The organism is Rhodanobacter sp. FW510-R10, assembly GCF_058781105.1.
This window is the reverse complement of record NZ_JBYSWL010000001.1, coordinates 3317100-3333947: the sequence shown is the minus strand read 5'-3', so window position 1 is coordinate 3333947 and position 16848 is coordinate 3317100. Positions and strand designations below refer to the sequence as shown.

Sequence of the window (16848 nt, the reverse complement as noted above, 5' to 3'; positions counted from 1 at the left end):
CAGCTTGTCTGCAGTCACGCCCGTCCGGCCACTGCCCGCTCCGCGCGCCGCGCGGCTGCCTGCCAGTTGCGCAAGCCGGCGACCGCGAGCAGGACGAAGCCCGCATAGAGCACCGCAGTGATGAGCAGGTGTTTGTAGACGTACTCGCCGATGTACAACACGTCCACCGCTATCCACAGCCACCAGCTGGCCACATGGCGTTTGACCTGCCACCACTGGGCGACCAGGCTGAACGCGGCCAGCGCCGCATCCAGCCACGGTAGCGCCGCATCGGTGTGCCGGTGCATGAACCAGCCGAGTGCCAGCGCGCCAATCATGCCCAGCGCGATATGCAGCATCGCCAAACGCGGCGGCAAGGCGGCGACGCGCACGCGGCCATCGTCGCCCAGGTGCTGCAGCCAGCGATTCCAGCCATAGATGATGGCAAGCGCGAACACGCATTGCAGCAGCATGTCCGAATACAGCCGCGCGTCGATGAACACCCAGGCATACAACGCCACCGAAGTCAGGCCCACGGGCCAACACCACGGGTGCCGCTGCGTGGTCAGCCACACCGCCCAGACGCTGGTCAGTGCCGCCAAGGTTTCCAGCCAGGGCATCTCAGAAATCCATCGTCAACGACAGCCGTGCCAGGCGCGGCGCACCGGGGAACAGGTAATGGTCGCCGCCGGCACTGCCGGTGTCGCGCCAGTAGAAGTGGTCGAAGACGTTGTCCACGTTCAAGCGCCAGGTCAGTTCGTGTCCTTGCCAGCGGCTTGCGTAGCGCAGGCCCGCGTCGAACACGTCGGAGGCCGGCGCGCGTGTGGCCCCGTCTGGCGTGGCCGGGTTGCTGGCGGCATGGCGCCAGCCGGCCAGGAGGTGCAGGTCCGCGGTGAGCGGGAGGCGATAGTCCGCATACACCACGCCGCGCAGCTTGGGCACGTTGACGACCTGGTGGCCCTCGTAGCCGGGCGTGCCCGTGTCCTGGGCCCGGGCCCGGATCAGGTTCAGGCTGGCGGTGAGGCGCAGGCGTTCACTCACCTGTCCGGCCGCGTTGAGTTCCAGGCCACTGTGCACCTCTTCGCCCTGTTGGACGAAACTGAAGCCGGCTGCCGAGTGATCCGGCTGGGCAAACTGGTAGGGCTGACGGATCCGGTATAGGGCTGCTTGCACGCCGAACGCCGGACTCCAGGCGTATTTCAGGCCAGCCTCGGTCTGGCGGGACAGCAGCGGCGCCAGGGTGGTGCCACCATTGGACGTCCAGTACGGCGCCGCCTGGCCCAGGGCCAGACTCTCGCTGTAGCTGACGTAGGCAGTCAGCACCGCGGTCGGCTCCCACATCACGGCAGCCTGCGGCATGGCCTTGGACAGGCGGGTATCGCGTACACCGAGGCCGCTGGTGACGTCATAGGCAAGCTCGTGCAGGCGTACCAGACGGCCGCCGGCAAGGACCTGCCATTGCGGAGCCAGGTGCATGCGGTCGAGCACGAAGACCGCGCGTTGCCAACTGCTCAGGGTGCGCATCGACGGCCCGGGCTCGTTTGGCGACGGGGCGAAATAGGGGGGGGCGACGTCATCGATGTTGGCGGTACCGACGTAATCGTAGACGTAGGCGCGCTGGTCGAGCTGCCGATGAAACGCGCTCGCGCCCGCGGTGAGCTCATGGCCGAGGCTGCCAGTGTGAACGCTGCCATGCAGCACCGCGCGAACTTCGTCGTTTCGGCGGTTGTCGTCGGGACTACGGAAATCGTAGACGTCGTAGTCGCCATTTGGCGCGAAGAAGTAACCCGGCGAGCCGTCGGCGCAGGCTGGTGAATAGAAGCAGCCGTAGGCAAAGGCGACGTTGTCATCGATCACGCTATGGCTGTGGCTGGCCGCGAACTGCATGTTCCAGTCCGCGCCCAGGCGATGGTCCACGCGCAGCGTGGTATTGCTGGCGTCGATGCCCACGGGCCGCTGCCACGGTTCGAAGCCGAGCATGCGCGTGCGACTGGGGTGCGGCGGGATGGTGGTGCCGCCAAGCAACTGGTAACCGGAAACCGAACGCTGGCCGCTGGTCTGGTAGTCGGTATCGAGCTTGATCGTGGTTGCCGCGCCAAGCTTCCAGTCGGCAGCCAGCGAGAAGAAGCTGCGCCTGCCATCGGCGTGCCGGACGTAGGAGTGCATGTCCTCGTGCGCCGCGTTCACGCGCACGCCAAAGTCGGGCGAAAGCCAGCCACCGAGGTCGACCGCGACGTAACGCGAGCCGTGGGAATCGGTGCCGAGCGTGGCGGTGCGCACCTCGGCCGGCCGTTTGGAGACGTAGTTGACCAGGCCACCCGGGGCGATCACGCCGGCCTCCAGGCCGCCCAGACCCTTCAGGATCTCGACTCGCTGCTTGTCCTCCAGCGCGATTGACTGCTCGCCGGTGAGGCTCATGTCGTTGAGCCGGTAGCCGGTGGCGAGATCCAGAGGGAAGCCGCGGATGGCGATGTCCTGGTAATAGCCAACCGGCGCGTAGTTGTCGCCGAGCGCGGCGTCGCTGCGCGCCAACTCGCTCAGCGTGCGCGGCTGGCGGTCGTCAATCTGTGCGCGGGTGATGACGGTGACTGCCGCGGGTGTGTCCTGCAGCGGTGCCTGGCCGAAGCTGCCAAAGGTATCCATTTGCGAGGCGTCGGCGTGATAGCCCTTGTCGCCGCGGGCGCTCACCTCGACCGTACCCAGTTCGGTCGCCTGCGGTGCGCTGGACGCCTCCGCGGGCTGTCCTGCGACCGTGATGACGTGCGCGCTCACGCTGCCGCCCGCGACAAGGGCGAACAGGAGTGCGGGGACCAGGGCCTGGCGTGGGAATCTCATCGGCATCGTCCTCAAAGGCTGTGGACGAAGCGACGGCGACCCGCACGCCCGAATGGGGGTGCTGGATCTGCAAGCTCCCTACGCCGGTACAAACCGGATCAGGTTCCAAGGGTCTCTCTCAGCCCGGCCACACCGGGCACCCCCGCTTCAATCCCTGCATTGAAGCATGGATGACCCTCACCTGCAAAGCTGCGGGGTCAGGCGACGCCGTGGATCGCCGCCAGCAGCGATTGTCCTGCCGGCGTCGCGAACCAGGCGGCGTGGCCGCGCAGGAACGTGTCGTAGGCGACATCGGCCGCCGCCGGGGGATGGCCGGTCGCGAGCAGGTATTCGACTTCCGACAAGGCAAAGTCCAGATGCACCAGGGGCAGCAGGTCGGCCAGCAAATGGACGTCCGTGGCATCCAGGGGCAGCACGTGGCGATAGCCCTCGACCAGGGCCAAGGCGATGCCGACGCGGGCAGCGTCGCGCCCGCGGCCGAGCGCGAGCCAGGCAATCGCGTTGCGTTCAATCGCGGTGGCGAGGTCGAACAGCGCGAAGGTCTCGGCGGCCAGTCCAAGGTCGAGTACGGCCGTAATGCGAGCCGTCTCATCGACGCTGCTCCAGCACAGGTTGGAGACGTGCCAGTCACCGTGGGTCCACTGCGCCGGCTGTCGCTGCAGGCGCTCGCGGAGCGTGCCATGCCATGGCGCCAGCGTCGCCGCCAGCTCCGCCTTCCAGTCACGCCGGGAGAGGTAGGCGGCCAAGGCTGGACGAGCGGGCAACTGCGCCTCGAGCGCCACGATGGGATCGGCGGCACCCAGCAGTTCGGCACGGGCGACGAGCAGGTGTGTGCCGCGCTGCGCGGCGCCGTAACTGGCTGCTGCCACGCCGAGCCGAGCGAGCATTTCGCCCGCGGTTCGCGCATGCGCAGCGCTGTTCGGCGCGGCCCAGGAAACGCTGTCGCGATAGGCGTCATCGCCGGCGGCACGGGCATGGACCTCGTAGACCCAGTCACCGCTGCGCGTCGCGCGGCAGCCATTGCCGGCGGCCAGCACGCGTGGGATGGGGATGCCGCGGTCGCGCAGATGGTCCATGAAGCGGTGTTCCTCGCCCAGCGTCACCACGCTGCGCACCCCGATGTGGTGGCGTTTGACAAAAACCGTGGTGTCGGCGCCCCGTACCAGGCAAGCCGCCGACAAGGGGCGTGGGCTGTGCCAGACGATTTCCAGCGGGCCGTGGATACCCGGGTAGGCGGCCAGCAGGCCTGCCACTTCCGCGTGGGTGAGTGGCGGCCAATGCGCGGGCTCGCAGTGGCCGGCCATGCCGTGTACTTGGTGGACGCTGCCGCTCATGGCTTGCCCGGGTCGCGCTGTGGATCACACCATTATGCGGATGGTTGGCCGCTGCCAGGGTCCGCTGGCGTGGCGGGCCTTGCACGCACGCGGGCAAGTGACGAGACTACGGGCTTGGCGTTCGGAGTATGCCATGGCGCAGCCCAGCCTGATGAGACGCATCTTCGGAAGCGCGCGCCCATGGGAGCGGCGATATTGGCCGCGTGCGGGTACGCCACGTGGTTTGCAAGTGCTGGTGGTGGATGACTCGGCGACCACGCGTGCCGTACTGGGCAAGATGTTGATCCAAGACGGGCACGTCGTGTTCAATGCCGACGGCGGTGAAGCGGGGCTGGAGCTTGCCCGCCAACGTGTCCCCGACCTCATCTTCCTGGACGTGGTCATGCCGGGCCTCAACGGCTGTGCGGTCTTGCGCGCACTGCGCCACGAGGCGCGTACGCGGGACATCCCCGTCATCATGATCAGCGGCAATCCACAGGCCACCGAGCAGTTCTACGTGCAGCGCTTCGGGGCGGATGATTTCATGAAGAAGCCGTTTGGCCGCGGCGACGTCTTCGGACGCATTGCACGCCTGGTCACGGCCGGACGGCTGAGCGCGCCGACGCGCGCGCCGGACTTCGCCGCGGACCGGGGCGGCGCGGTCGAGTCGCCGGAACTTCATGGCTGAAGGCGAGCTGCGGGTTGACGTGTGGTTGTGGGCTGCGCGGTTCTTCAAGACCCGGCGCCTGAGCCACGAGGCGATCGTCGGCGGCAAGGTGGAAGTCAACGGCAGTGCCTGCAAGCCCGCGCGGACGGTCAAGCCTGGGGACCGCTTGCGCTTGTTGCGCGGTCACGAGCGCCTGGAAGTGGAAGTGCTGCAAGTCTCAGCCAAGCGCGGGGCGGCCAGCATCGCCCAGGAGCTTTATCGCGAAACGCTGGAAAGTCGCGCGGCGCGTGAGTTGGAGCGCGAGGCGATCCGGCTGCAAGGCGCGAGCGGGCCGGAGCGCCGCCCGGGCAAGGCCGACCGCCGCCTGCTGCGGCGGCTCAAGCACGGCGGTTGAATCGCGGCGAGCGGAGCTTCAGCGTAGTTGCTTGAGCTTGAACAGGACTTCCAGCGCCGCGCGCGGGGACAATGCCTCGGGGTCGATGCGCTCCAGCTCGCGTTCCACTGCGGATGGGACCGCGGATGAAAACAGCGCCAGCTGCGCCGTGTCCGCCTGCTTGGCGGCATGGCTTGACGGCTGCGTGCGCATGCTGCGCTCGAGGTCGTCCAGGGTACGCCTGGCCTCGGTGATGACCGCGCGTGGCAGTCCGGCCAAGGCCGCCACCTGCAAGCCGTAGCTACGGTCTGCCGGCCCAGCCTTCACCGCATGCATGAACACGAGTTGCTCGGCGTATTCGATCGCATCCAAGTGCACGTTGGCGATCGCGGTGTGCTCGTTGGCCAGCTCGGTCAGTTCGAAGTAATGCGTGGCGAACAAGGTGTAGGCATGATTGTGCTCGGCCAGGTGCACGGCCACGGCACGGGCCAGCGCCAGGCCGTCGTAGGTGCTGGTGCCGCGGCCGATCTCGTCCATCAGCACCAGGCTTTGCGCGGTGGCGTTGTGCAGGATGTTCGCCGTCTCACTCATCTCCACCATGAACGTGGATTGCCCGCGCGCCAAGTCGTCGCCGGCGCCAATGCGGGTGAAGATGCGGTCGATCGGGCCGATCACCGCGCGGCTTGCCGGCACGTAGCTGCCGACGTGGGCCAGCAGCACGATCAGCGCGTTCTGGCGCATGTAGGTGGACTTGCCGCCCATGTTCGGGCCGGTGATCACCAGCATGCTGCGATCCTCGCCCAGCCGCAGGTCGTTGGGCTCGAACGGTTCGTCGCGGACTTTTTCCACCACGGGATGCCGGCCGCGCTGGATGTCGATGCCGGGCTCGTCACTGAGTTCGGGAGCGTTCCAGTCAAGGGCCTCGGCGCGTTCGGCCAGGGTGGCGAGCACGTCGAGTTCGGCGAACGCACTGGCCGCAGCCTTGAGCGGCTCCAGGCTGTCGGTGAGCGTGTCGAGCAGGCCCTCGTAGAGCACCTGCTCGCGCATCAGCGCGCGCTCCTTCGCGGACAGCACCTTGTCCTCGAATGTCTTGAGCTCCTCGGTGATGTAGCGCTCGGCGTTCTTGGTGGTCTGCCGCCGGGTGTAGTGCACCGGCGCCTGCGCGGCCTGGGCCTTGCTGATTTCGATGTAATAGCCGTGCACGCGGTTGAAGCCGAGTTTCAACGTGGTGATGCCGGTCGCGGCCTTCTCACGTGCCTCCAGCTCGACCAGGAACTGGTCCGCGTGCGTGGCGAGATTGCGCAGTTCGTCGAGTTCGCCATCGTACCCATCGGCAATGACGCCGCCGGCGCGCAGCAAAACCGGTGGCTGGGGAACCAGGGCGGAGGCGAGCAACGCAATGGTCTCCCGGTGGTCACCGAGGTGCGCCACGAGCGAGTCCAGCAGCGGCGCCGCTTCCCGCAGCGTGCGGTCCAGGATGGCCGCTTCCCGATGCTCGCAATCGAGGACGAGCGCGCGGGCAATCACGAGGCCGTCGCGCAGCGTGGACAAATCCCGCGGCCGCGCGGAGCGCAGCGCGACGCGGGCCAGGATGCGCTCCAGGTCGCCGATGCCGCGCAGGATCTCGCGCAGGCCGGTATGGGCGTGCGCGTCGAGCAGCATGCCGATGGCCTGGTGGCGTTGACGCAGGACGCTGCGCGAGCGCAGTGGGCGCCCCAGCCAGCGCCGCAGCAGCCGCGCGCCCATGGGCGTGACGCTGGTGTCGAGCACGCCGAGCAGCGTGTGCTCGCTGCGCCCCGCCGGATTGCTGTCGATCTCCAGATGGCGACGGGTCGTCGCGTCCATGGCAATGGTCTCGCCCGCGCTCTCCACGCCCATGCTGGTGAGGTGCGGCAACGCGCTCTTCTGCGTCTCCTGCAGATAGCCAAGCAGGCAGCCGGCCGCGGCGATCGCGGTTGGCATGTGCTCGACGCCGAAGCCGCCGAGGTCCCGCGTGCCGAAGAAGCGGTTCAACTCGCGGCTTGCAGCGTCGCTGTCGAAATGCCAGGGCGGGCGCTTGCGCAGGCCGGGCAGGCCGGTCACCAGGCGCGGCCAGGCGACATCCTCGCCGACCAGGGTTTCCACTGGCTGCAGGCGCGCGAGCTCGGCGGCCAGGGCTTCGGCGTCGGCGACGGTACTGAGCAGGAAGCGTCCCGCGGACAGGTCGGCCCAGGCCAGGCCGTAGCTGCCGGCGGGACCGGCGGCGATGGCCAGCAGCAGGTTGTCGCGCCGCGCATCCAGCAGGGCCGCGTCGGTGACCGTGCCCGGCGTGATGATGCGCACCACTTTGCGCTCGACGATACCCTTGGCCAGTGCCGGGTCGCCCATCTGCTCGCAGATCGCGACCGATTCGCCCAGACGCACCAGCCGCGCCAGGTAAGTCTCCACCGCGTGGTACGGCACGCCGGCCATCGGGATCGGTGCGCCGGCCGATTGCCCGCGCTGGGTCAGGGTGATGTCGAGCAACTGCGCGGCCTTGCGCGCATCGTCATAGAACAACTCGTAGAAGTCGCCCATGCGGAAGAACAGCAGGATATCCGGATGTTCCGCCTTGGCCGCCAGGTATTGGCGCATGAACGGGGTGTGTTCGGCGGCCGTGTTTCCCTTTGCTGGCGGTTGCTGCACAGAACGCTACTCGCTGGTTCCGGATGGTGGATGCAGGCCCGGGCGATCCACCCTTGACCTGGTCGAGCATCCCAGTCTAACCGTCGGCCGTCGGGCCGGCAGGCCTGGTTGCAGTCGCCTGGCGAACGGCCGCGGGCGCCGATCCCGTGGTCAAGCGGCCCCCCGGGCCGCGGCGCTGCCCTTGTTCAGGAAGACGAACTGGCCGTTGCGCCGCTCGATCAATTGCACCGCCGGGCTGCCCGCGAATTCATCCACCGCCTTCTTGACCCCGTCTGCCCACCAGCCGCCCTCGGTGTAGCCATCCCCGGTGATGTAGCCGCCCAGCTTCACCTTGCGCAGGGACAGCTCCAGATCCTTCTTCACGTATTCGTAGAGATGGTTGCCGTCGATGTACACCCAGTCGAAAAAATGGTCGGGGAACTCATCGAGGACATCGGCTGAATAGCCGCGATGGACCTGGACCTGGCCGCTGCGGATCTTCCGCTTGAAGCGCGTCAGCACGTCGCCGTAGCGTTCGTCCATCTCCGCCTGACCGCGCGTGGCGGCGCCGCCGTACCACGCATCCTTGTATTCGCTGGAGGTTTGGTGTTCCCAAGGGTCGATCAAGTGCAATTGTTTGGGCGAGATCGAGTCCAGGATTTGTTTCGAGAAATCGCCGGAGAGCACCCCGACCTCCGCGCCCACCGAGTGTGGCGGCAGCAGGTCGAACAGGAATTGCCGGAAATGCCTGGTGGTCTCCTCCGGCGCCAGCCCAAACAGTCCAGCCAGTTGCCGGCCGCCGGGGATTTTGCTGATCAGGTTCATGCGCATGGCCATTGCGTGACGGGACGGGCAGGAATGCGGAATTGAGCGCGGACCGCTGTGCGAGGTTCTGTCGGGGTGATCCTCTGCCATGGTACCTGCTTCGGTCGCCGCGTCAGCCATTCACTGCCATGGATTCAAGGCCGACGAGGGGCCGTGAGCAAGCCGTGGCCGGTGGGTGGCGATGGTGGGAGCGCTGCCGGTGGCATGATGCGGCGCCGCAGCCGCCGATCCTTGAAGTACCAGTTCTTGCGACAGCGGATCGGGCGGCAGCCTTCGAGGAAAATGATCTCTTCATCCTCAGGCAGTTCCTTCAGCTCCTGCGGCAGCAACAGGGCCCGGCGTTCTTCGGCGTGGGTCCAGTTGGTGCCGCCCTTGCCGGTGCTGCGGTTGCGCCGCTTGACCGTGGTGTCGCCGAGCGCCGTCGAGTAGGCCTCGGCGTCGTGTTGCTCGCGCGGGGTGAAGACCACGCTTGCAGCGTGGTTGGTGATGAAGCTGCGCGCCTCGTCGGCCCCATAGGTGGCATCGAGCTGCGACAGGCTTTGGATGATCGACAGGTCGCGTATGCCATAACCGGCAGTGAGCGCGATGCGCGCGGACAGTACCTCGACCCGGCCCATGGCGGTGAACTCATCCAGCAACAGCAGCAGCTGGTAGCGGCTCGACGGGTCCGCCTGCGGCGTCTGCCGGAGGTTCTGGCCGAGCACCATCGAGAAGAACAGGTTGAGCAGCTTGCGCGCCTCGCCAAGGCGATGCGGCGGGATCACCACGTAGACGGTGCTGGGGCGGCGCCGCAACTGTTGCAGGTCGAAGTCGGTGGCATTCGTGGCAGCGGCCAGGGTCGGGCTCAGGAATTGTTGCAGCGGCGCCTGGGTGCTGGCGAGGACCGAGGACAAGGTCTGCTCCGCCATGTTGGCCAGGCTGGCAAGCGCGGCGCGCGTGGCGGCGCTGGCGAAGGGCGCCCCGCGCCGCTGCTGCAGGAAGGCCTTCAACTCGCCGCCGTCGCCAGTGGAAAAGCGGTGGATGCGCTCCAGGCTGGGAAACGCCGGGCGGCCGCTCAAGCTGTCCAGGTTGGTGCCGGCAGCCGCCGGGGCCCCGGCCTCCCAGGCCTCGAACAGCCAGGCGGCGAACGCGACGAATGCGGCGCGCGACTGCAAGCTCCAGAAAGGGTCCTTGCCGGCCTCGTCGGGATACAGGATGGTCGCCAGCGTCTGCAGTTCGGATATACGCAACTGCGGGTCGGCGGAAATGGCCGTGAGCGGATTGAAGCGGTGGGTGCACCCGTCCTCGGCGTAGGGCGCAAAGCGGTAGACCGCCTGCCCGGTCGCGGCGCGATAGCCGCTGGTCGTCTGGTAGAGCTCGCCCTTGAGGTCGAGGCAGACCACCGAATGCTGGTAGGTCAGCAACACCGGGATGGCAACCGAGCTGGTCTTGCCACTGCGCGTCGGGGCAGTCAGGATGACGTGCCGGGTGCCGCCGAGGTAGAGATAATCGCCATGGTAGCGGCCGACGAGGATGCCTTCGGGGCAAGCTTCCAGCAGGCCGGCGCGTGCCATGTCGCCGCGCCTGGCAAAGCGGGCATTGCCGTGGAATGCGCGCTTCCGCGGCCAGAGCGTGGCGGTGACAGCGATCAGCCACACCGCAAGCGGCAGGCCGAAACCGGCCCAGCCGGCAAGGTGGATCCTCGTGGCGTACGGGCGGACGGCATCCAGGTCCAGCGCCAGCGCATAAGCGAGGTAAGTGTCGAGCTGGAGTGGCCTGCGCAGCCCTAGCAGCCACAAGACAAGCCAGCCACTGAGCCACAGCCCGGCGGCCAAGACCAGCGGCAGCAGTCCGCCCAGGACAATCGCCTTGCCGCGTAGCGTGCGCATGTGCAGCCTCGTCGTTGCCTGCGGGATGTGCCGGATCGACGCGCCGGATGCAAGGCATGGTGGCGGTTCGCCCAGGAGCCGCAAGGGGTCGAGGCCCTGGCCAGGCGTAGGGGATCGGCACGCCAGGCGCGGTCCCCGAGTGGCGGTCTACACTACGTCAGCCCGATGGCGCCGGCGCCGATCAGAGCACGAGGACTCCGTATGGCATTGCACTCCGATCCGTGTCAGGCGGACCTGCTGGACCTGGTCCGTGGGCTGGCCGAGGTCATGGGGCGCCGTGGGCTGCGGCTGGTGACGGCGGAATCCTGCACGGGCGGCTGGATCGCAAAACTCGCGACCGACCTCCCGGGCAGCTCGGCCTGGTTTGATGCCGGCCTGGTGACCTACAGCAACGAGGCCAAACGCCATCTGCTTGACGTCTCGTCGGCGACGCTGGAGCGGCTTGGCGCGGTCAGCGCCCAGACCGCGCGGGAAATGCTGGCCGGCGCGCTGGCCCGCTCCACGGCAGACGTGGCCGTGGCGGTGACCGGCATTGCCGGCCCGGATGGCGGGACGCCGGACAAGCCGGTTGGCACAGTGTGGATTGGCTGGCAGCGACGTGGCGCCGAGGCCGCTGCACAGTGCTTCCACTTCACCGGCGATCGCGACGCGGTCCGGCGCCAGACCGTGGCTGCGGCGCTCAGCGGCTTGCGTCATTGCCTGACGGCGTAGTTCGCCGCGTCTCGCCTGGGCCGGTGGCGCAATGTGGGATACTGCATCGAGCACCGGCGGCCAATCGCAGCCCCTGAGACCGTGCCGGCGGATCATGCCGCTGCCGGCACCTCGACCGGGATGCCCCAACTGGAACCAAGACGATGGATGACAACAAGCGCAAGGCGCTCACTTCGGCGCTCAGCCAGATCGAAAAGCAATTCGGCAAGGGCGCGATCATGCGCATGGGCGACCATGCCCATGAGCCGGTGGACGTGATTTCCACCGGTTCGCTCGGCCTGGATATCGCACTTGGCATTGGTGGCCTGCCGCGTGGCCGCGTGGTGGAGATTTACGGCCCCGAATCATCCGGCAAGACCACCATGACGCTCCAGGTCATCGCCGCCTGCCAGCGGGCCGGCGGCACGGCCGCCTTCATCGATGCCGAGCACGCGCTCGACCCGAGCTACGCCGAGAAGCTGGGGGTGCAGGTCGACGACCTGCTGGTCTCCCAGCCCGATACCGGCGAGCAGGCGCTGGAGATCGTGGACATGCTGGTGCGCTCCGGTGCCGTCGACATGGTGGTGGTCGATTCGGTCGCTGCGCTGACGCCCAAGGCGGAAATCGAGGGCGAGATGGGCGATTCCCACGTCGGCCTGCACGCGCGGCTGATGAGCCAGGCCTTGCGCAAGCTCACCGCCAACATCAAGAAAGCCGGGACGCTGGTGATCTTCATCAACCAGATCCGCATGAAGATTGGCGTCATGTTTGGCAACCCGGAAACCACCACCGGCGGCAATGCATTGAAGTTTTATGCCTCTGTGCGCCTGGACATCCGCCGCATCGGTGCGGTGAAACGTGGTGAGGAGGTCATTGGCTCGGAAACCCGGGTCAAGGTGGTCAAGAACAAAGTGGCGCCGCCGTTCCGCAAGTGCGAGTTCGAGATCCTGTATGGCGAGGGCACCTCGCGCGAGGGCGAGATCATCGATCTCGGCGTGGCGGAAAACCTGATCGACAAGTCCGGCGCCTGGTACAGCTACAACGGCGAGCGCATCGGCCAGGGCAAGGACAACGTCCGCCAATTCCTGCGCGAACATCCCGAGATTGCCAACGAAATCGACCTGGAACTGCGCAAGCGTCTCTTGGTGTCGGTAGGTGAGCCCGCCGCCGCCGCGACGGAAAAGGCCGCCGAAGAGGCTTGAACGCGGATGCCGTACGCGTGAGGCGGGTGAAAAAATGAAATCCGGCCGGCGCGGTATGTCGTGCGACGCATCGCCCGCGCCCACCGGTGCTTACGACCGTGCCGTGCGCATGCTGGGGCGACGGGAATATTCCAGCCGGGAGTTGCGTGGCCGCCTCACCCAACTGGGCTATGCGGAGGCCGATGTGACGGCGGTGCTGACGCGGCTTGAGACCGAGCACTACCAGGACGACCAGCGCTTTGCCGAGATGCTGCTGCGTAGCCGGATTGCCCAGGGTTACGGCCCGCTGCGCCTGCACGCCGAGTTGAAGAGCCATGGTTTTGCGGACGCGCGCATCCGCGAGCTGCTGGATGCCGCCGAGGTCGATTGGGATGCCTGTGCAGCCCTGCAGTTGCGCCGCCGTTACGGTGCCGGTGGTGCCGGCGACCGCGCCGCACGTGTGCGCCGTGCGCAGTTCCTCTTGCGTCGAGGCTTTGCCGCCGCCACAGTACGTGCTGCCACCCAAGCCGACATGGGCCCAAGCGCCGATCCAGAGAACTGATCGCGCCGGGCTTCTTGCGGCCTTGGCCACCTGTCATCGCCATAGACCTGCATGAAGACTTCCGAGATTCGCGCCGCCTTCCTCGATTTTTTCCGCGCCAAGGGCCACACCATCGTGCCCTCGAGTTCGCTGGTGCCGGCAAACGACCCGACGTTGCTGTTCACCAATTCCGGCATGGTGCAGTTCAAGAACGTGTTCCTGGGCAGCGAGAAGCCTGGTTATGCGCGCGCCGCGGACGTCCAACGCTGCCTGCGCGCCGGCGGCAAGCACAACGATCTCGACGCGGTCGGCTACACGGCGCGGCATCACACATTTTTCGAGATGCTTGGCAATTGGTCGTTTGGCGATTACTTCAAACGCGAAGCGATTGCCTATGCCTGGGAACTGCTGACGACGCGATTCGGTCTGCCGGCCGACAAGCTGTGGGTCACCGTCTACCACGACGACGATGAGGCCTACGCCATCTGGCACGAGCAGATTGGCGTGCCGGCCGAACGCATCGTACGCATTGGCGACAACAAGGGCGCGCCCTACGCTTCGGACAACTTCTGGCAAATGGCCGATACCGGGCCGTGTGGGCCGTGCAGCGAGATCTTCTTCGACCACGGCCCGGAAGTGGCAGGCGGGCCGCCCGGCTCGGCCGAAGCCGAGGGCGACCGCTACATCGAGATCTGGAACCTCGTGTTCATGCAGTTCGACCGCGCGCCGGACGGCACGTTGAGCCCGCTGCCGGCGCCCTGCGTGGATACCGGCATGGGCCTGGAGCGTATTGCCGCAGTGCTGCAGCACGTGCACTCCAATTACGAGATCGACCTCTTCGTGCGCTTGATCCGCGCTGCTGCCGAGCTCACCGGCACAGCCGACCTGGGCAACAAGTCGCTGCGCGTGATCGCCGACCATATCCGCGCCTGCGCCTTCCTCATCGTCGATGGCGTGCTGCCGTCGAACGAAGGCCGCGGCTACGTGCTGCGGCGGATCATCCGCCGCGCTCTGCGCCATGGCTGGATGCTTGGCGTGCGCGGTGATTTCTTCTGGAAGATGGTGGCACCGTTGATTGCGGAGATGGGTGCGGCGTACCCGGAACTCGCGGCCAAGCAGGTGTTGGTCGAGGAGGCCTTGCGCGCCGAGGAAGTGCGCTTTGGCGAGACCCTGGAGCATGGGATGCGGGTCTTCGACGAGATTGCCCGACAAGCCAGCAAGACGATTGCTGGTGCCGACGCGTTCCGTTTGTACGACACCTACGGTTTTCCGGTGGATCTCACCGCCGACATAGCGCGTGAGCGGGGATTGGCGGTGGACATGCCCGGCTTCGAGCGCGCCATGGGTGAGCAGCGTGCCCGCGCGCGCGCTGCCGGCCGCTTCACGGCCAAGAGCCAGATGCCGGCCGAGCTGGCCAGCCAGTTGCCGCCGACCGTCTTCCTTGGCTACGAGGCTTTGCAAAGTGCCGCCTCCAAGGTGCTCGGCATCGTGCGCGACGGCCGCCAACTGGCCGAGCTGGCCGATGGCGAGGCGGCGCTGCTGATCCTCGACCGAACCCCGTTCTATGCCGAATCCGGCGGCCAAGTCGGCGACACTGGCGAGCTGCGCAATCCCTCTGGTCGCTTCGAGGTCGATGACACCCTGAAGCTGGGCGGCGTGTTTGCCAGCCATGCCGGGACCTGGCATGGCGAGCAGGCGCTGCGCGTGGGCGACGTCCTGGATGCGCAAGTGGACGTCGAGCGCCGCCAGGCCATCGTGCTCAACCACTCGGCAACCCATTTGCTGCACGCCGCGCTGCGCGCGCTCCTGGGTACCCACGTCACCCAGAAGGGCTCGCTGGTGGCGCCCGATCGATTGCGTTTCGATTTCTCGCACTTCAAGCCGGTGAGCGCGGCGGAGCTGGCGGCAGTCGAGGCGCTGGTGAACGGCGAGATTCGTCGCAATGAAGCGGCAGTGATCAGGCAGATGCCGTATGACGAGGCAATCGGCTCCGGGGCGATGGCCTTGTTTGGCGAAAAATATGGCGATGTCGTGCGCGTGCTGAGCATGGGCGCCTTCTCCACCGAGTTGTGCGGCGGCACCCACGTGCAGCACACCGGAGACATTGGCTTGTTCAAGATCGTCAGCGAGGCGGGCGTGGCCGCCGGGGTGCGTCGGATCGAGGCCGTGACCGGAGACGGTGCACTGGCCCGCGTCGCCGCCGAGGAGCACCGCCTGGCCGAGGTCTCGCGGCTGTTGTCAAGCAGCGCCGAAGATGTCGTGGAGCGGCTGAATCACCTGCTCGAGCGGCAAAAGAAGCTCGAGCGCGAGCTCGAATCGCTGCGCGGCAAAGCCGCTGATACGCTTGGCGCCGAACTGGCGCGGCAGGCCGATGATGTTGGCGGCCTCAAGGTAGTCGCGGCACGTCGCGAAGGCCTGGACGCGAAGGCCTTGCGCGACATCGTGGATCAACTCAAGCAGGAACTGGGGGATTGCGTGGTGATCCTGGCCGGCGCCAGCGAAGGCCGCGTGGCCTTGGTGGCTGGCGTGCACGGTGCCGCGCTCGAGCGGGTGAAGGCTGGCGACGTGGTGGCACATGTGGCCGCCCAAATCGGCGGCAAGGGCGGCGGTCGCCGTGACTTGGCCCAGGGCGGCGGGGTGGACGGGCCGGCGCTGGGCAAGGCCTTGGCGTCCATTCCGGCCTGGGTTGCGGACCAGGGACGCTAGGAGCGGGGACGGTAGAAGCCGTCCGGGTGACTGCAAAGCCCTCTGCGCGGTCCTCGCGCACAGGGCTTTTCGCCTCGAACGTTTCTATCGCCCACGCTTCTGGGCGCCAGGCTGAGTGGCGTCCCAGCTTTTGTGTACCAATACCGACTGACGGTCGGCGCGGGCATCGCCGCGCTCCCGGCGAGTCGGTATTATCCGGGCAATGTCGCAGCCAGGTGGTGCGTCCGGCGCCAGTCTGGTATTGGCCCAGCAGCCTTGACGCTGCGGATGTCTTGCGTATCGCGGCGTTGGCGCGGGGAACGAGCAGCAGGTGCTGGTGTCCCAGTCGATGAGTGGACCCGCAATCAAGCTAGGGAGTGACGGACATGTTGATACTGACACGCAGGGTGAGCGAGACTTTGATGATCGGCGACGAAGTCACGGTCACGGTTCTGGGCGTGAAGGGCAACCAGGTCCGCCTTGGTATCAACGCGCCCAAGAACGTGGCGGTCCATCGCGAGGAAATCTACCAGCGCATCCGCGCCGAGCAGGAAGGCACGCCGGCACCGACGGCCGACTCGACTCCTCCTCGGGCCCCCGCGACGCCGCCAGAGGGGTGAGGGCCCGACCTTTACCTGGGCCAGCCCGATCAGTATGCTTGCCGGCTCTGCCTGTGTGCAGACGCCGTCCGGAGAGATGCCCGAGTGGCTGAAGGGGCTCCCCTGCTAAGGGAGTATAGGGTTTATAGCCTTATCGAGGGTTCGAATCCCTCTCTCTCCGCCAGATACGCAAAACGCCCCTCGTGGGGCGTTTTGCGTATCTGGCGGAGAGAGATATGGACGGACCCTTCGGTTCGACAACTTCGTCAGGAACGAAATTGGACAGCCGCAGGCTGGCCCCGTAGCGCGCAGCGCGGAGGGGCGAGCCCCATGGATGGGGCGAGCACAACTTCGTCAGGAACGAAATTGGACAGCCGCAGGCTGGCCCCGTAGCGCGCAGCGCGGAGGGGCGAGCCCCATGGATGGGGCAAGCACAACTTCGTCAGGAACGAAATTGGACAGCCGCAGGCTGGCCCCGTAGCGCGCAGCGCGGAGGGGCGAGCCCCATGGATGGGGCGAGCACAACTTCGTCAGGAACGAAATTGGACAGCCGCAGGCTGGCCCCGTAGCGCGCAGCGCGGAGGGGCGAGCCCCATGGATGGGGCGAGCAATTCCCGTGCGATATGCAACCGCATCGCTGATCGAAGCG

At 67.1% G+C, this 16848-nt stretch carries 13 protein-coding genes, 1 tRNA gene and 1 riboswitch; of the genes, 8 read left to right on the top strand and 6 right to left on the bottom strand.

Annotated elements, in window-relative coordinates:
* Positions 1–14: 14 nt before the first annotated feature.
* From pnuC to AC3WJB_RS14525, 3 genes are all read right to left on the bottom strand, one after another.
* Positions 15–599 carry a nicotinamide riboside transporter PnuC gene (gene pnuC, locus AC3WJB_RS14535; protein WP_492682758.1) on the bottom strand — a complete coding sequence of 195 codons (585 nt, stop codon included), beginning with the start codon at positions 597–599 and terminating at the stop codon, positions 15–17.
* 1 nt (position 600) lies between these two features.
* Positions 601–2814 (bottom strand): TonB-dependent siderophore receptor, encoded by a 2214-nt coding sequence (locus tag AC3WJB_RS14530; RefSeq protein WP_492682756.1) that lies wholly within the window; start codon positions 2812–2814, stop codon positions 601–603.
* Between the two features lie 58 nt (positions 2815–2872).
* A riboswitch (TPP riboswitch) is annotated at positions 2873–2968 on the bottom strand.
* A 43-nt stretch (positions 2969–3011) separates the two neighbouring features.
* Entirely contained in the window at positions 3012–4148 is a 1137-nt protein-coding gene (locus AC3WJB_RS14525; protein ID WP_492682754.1) for a phosphotransferase enzyme family protein, read from the bottom strand.
* 133 nt (positions 4149–4281) lie between these two features.
* Between AC3WJB_RS14525 and AC3WJB_RS14520 the strand changes: the two genes are divergently transcribed.
* Positions 4282–4815: a response regulator gene (locus tag AC3WJB_RS14520; protein WP_492682752.1), complete on the top strand. Its 534-nt coding sequence runs from the start codon at positions 4282–4284 to the stop codon at positions 4813–4815.
* Positions 4808–5188: an RNA-binding S4 domain-containing protein gene (locus AC3WJB_RS14515; RefSeq protein WP_492682750.1), complete on the top strand. Its 381-nt coding sequence runs from the start codon at positions 4808–4810 to the stop codon at positions 5186–5188. The genes AC3WJB_RS14520 and AC3WJB_RS14515 overlap by 8 nt, the downstream gene beginning before the upstream one ends.
* Before the next feature lie 18 nt (positions 5189–5206).
* Here AC3WJB_RS14515 and mutS read toward each other — a convergent pair whose 3' ends face one another.
* The 3 genes from mutS to AC3WJB_RS14500 all read right to left on the bottom strand — a co-directional run bounded on the left by mutS (position 5207) and on the right by AC3WJB_RS14500 (position 10503).
* Complete coding sequence (mutS, locus tag AC3WJB_RS14510; protein WP_492683225.1) at positions 5207–7780, bottom strand: DNA mismatch repair protein MutS; 2574 nt, start codon at positions 7778–7780, stop codon at positions 5207–5209.
* 201 nt (positions 7781–7981) lie between these two features.
* Complete coding sequence (locus AC3WJB_RS14505; RefSeq protein ID WP_492682748.1) at positions 7982–8635, bottom strand: class I SAM-dependent methyltransferase; 654 nt, start codon at positions 8633–8635, stop codon at positions 7982–7984.
* Positions 8636–8769: 134 nt separating this feature from the next.
* Complete coding sequence (locus AC3WJB_RS14500) at positions 8770–10503, bottom strand: type IV secretory system conjugative DNA transfer family protein (RefSeq protein ID WP_492682746.1); 1734 nt, start codon at positions 10501–10503, stop codon at positions 8770–8772.
* Positions 10504–10704: 201 nt separating this feature from the next.
* On the opposite strand from AC3WJB_RS14500, the gene AC3WJB_RS14495 reads away from it, so the two are divergent.
* The 6 genes from AC3WJB_RS14495 to AC3WJB_RS14470 all read left to right on the top strand — a co-directional run bounded on the left by AC3WJB_RS14495 (position 10705) and on the right by AC3WJB_RS14470 (position 16383).
* On the top strand, positions 10705–11214 hold the full coding sequence (locus AC3WJB_RS14495; RefSeq protein ID WP_492682744.1) for a CinA family protein: 510 nt from the start codon (positions 10705–10707) through the stop codon (positions 11212–11214).
* Positions 11215–11357: 143 nt separating this feature from the next.
* A complete protein-coding gene (gene recA, locus AC3WJB_RS14490; RefSeq protein WP_492682742.1) occupies positions 11358–12395 on the top strand; it encodes a recombinase RecA in 1038 nt (345 codons plus the stop codon).
* A gap of 34 nt (positions 12396–12429) precedes the next feature.
* Positions 12430–12936, top strand: coding sequence for a regulatory protein RecX (locus AC3WJB_RS14485; RefSeq protein WP_492682740.1), 507 nt, complete (start codon positions 12430–12432; stop codon positions 12934–12936).
* Positions 12937–12987: 51 nt separating this feature from the next.
* The gene (gene alaS, locus AC3WJB_RS14480) at positions 12988–15621 is read left to right on the top strand and encodes an alanine--tRNA ligase (protein ID WP_492682738.1); all 2634 of its coding nucleotides are present in this window, start codon (positions 12988–12990) and stop codon (positions 15619–15621) included.
* A gap of 365 nt (positions 15622–15986) precedes the next feature.
* Positions 15987–16220, top strand: coding sequence for a carbon storage regulator CsrA (gene csrA, locus AC3WJB_RS14475; RefSeq protein ID WP_492682736.1), 234 nt, complete (start codon positions 15987–15989; stop codon positions 16218–16220).
* Positions 16221–16290: 70 nt separating this feature from the next.
* Positions 16291–16383, top strand: a tRNA-Ser gene (locus AC3WJB_RS14470).
* Positions 16384–16848: the final 465 nt, after the last annotated feature.

Coding starts and splice junctions, on each gene's coding strand:
- AC3WJB_RS14515 (WP_492682750.1), top strand. CDS start 4,808: ATGGCTGAAGGCGAGCTGCGGGTTGACGTGTGGTTGTGGGCTGCGCGG.
- mutS (WP_492683225.1), bottom strand. CDS start 7,780: ATGCGCCAATACCTGGCGGCCAAGGCGGAACATCCGGATATCCTGCTG.
- AC3WJB_RS14500 (WP_492682746.1), bottom strand. CDS start 10,503: ATGCGCACGCTACGCGGCAAGGCGATTGTCCTGGGCGGACTGCTGCCG.
- csrA (WP_492682736.1), top strand. CDS start 15,987: ATGTTGATACTGACACGCAGGGTGAGCGAGACTTTGATGATCGGCGAC.
- AC3WJB_RS14520 (WP_492682752.1), top strand. CDS start 4,282: ATGGCGCAGCCCAGCCTGATGAGACGCATCTTCGGAAGCGCGCGCCCA.
- AC3WJB_RS14530 (WP_492682756.1), bottom strand. CDS start 2,814: ATGAGATTCCCACGCCAGGCCCTGGTCCCCGCACTCCTGTTCGCCCTT.
- pnuC (WP_492682758.1), bottom strand. CDS start 599: ATGCCCTGGCTGGAAACCTTGGCGGCACTGACCAGCGTCTGGGCGGTG.
- AC3WJB_RS14485 (WP_492682740.1), top strand. CDS start 12,430: ATGAAATCCGGCCGGCGCGGTATGTCGTGCGACGCATCGCCCGCGCCC.
- AC3WJB_RS14505 (WP_492682748.1), bottom strand. CDS start 8,635: ATGAACCTGATCAGCAAAATCCCCGGCGGCCGGCAACTGGCTGGACTG.
- AC3WJB_RS14495 (WP_492682744.1), top strand. CDS start 10,705: ATGGCATTGCACTCCGATCCGTGTCAGGCGGACCTGCTGGACCTGGTC.
- alaS (WP_492682738.1), top strand. CDS start 12,988: ATGAAGACTTCCGAGATTCGCGCCGCCTTCCTCGATTTTTTCCGCGCC.
- AC3WJB_RS14525 (WP_492682754.1), bottom strand. CDS start 4,148: ATGAGCGGCAGCGTCCACCAAGTACACGGCATGGCCGGCCACTGCGAG.
- recA (WP_492682742.1), top strand. CDS start 11,358: ATGGATGACAACAAGCGCAAGGCGCTCACTTCGGCGCTCAGCCAGATC.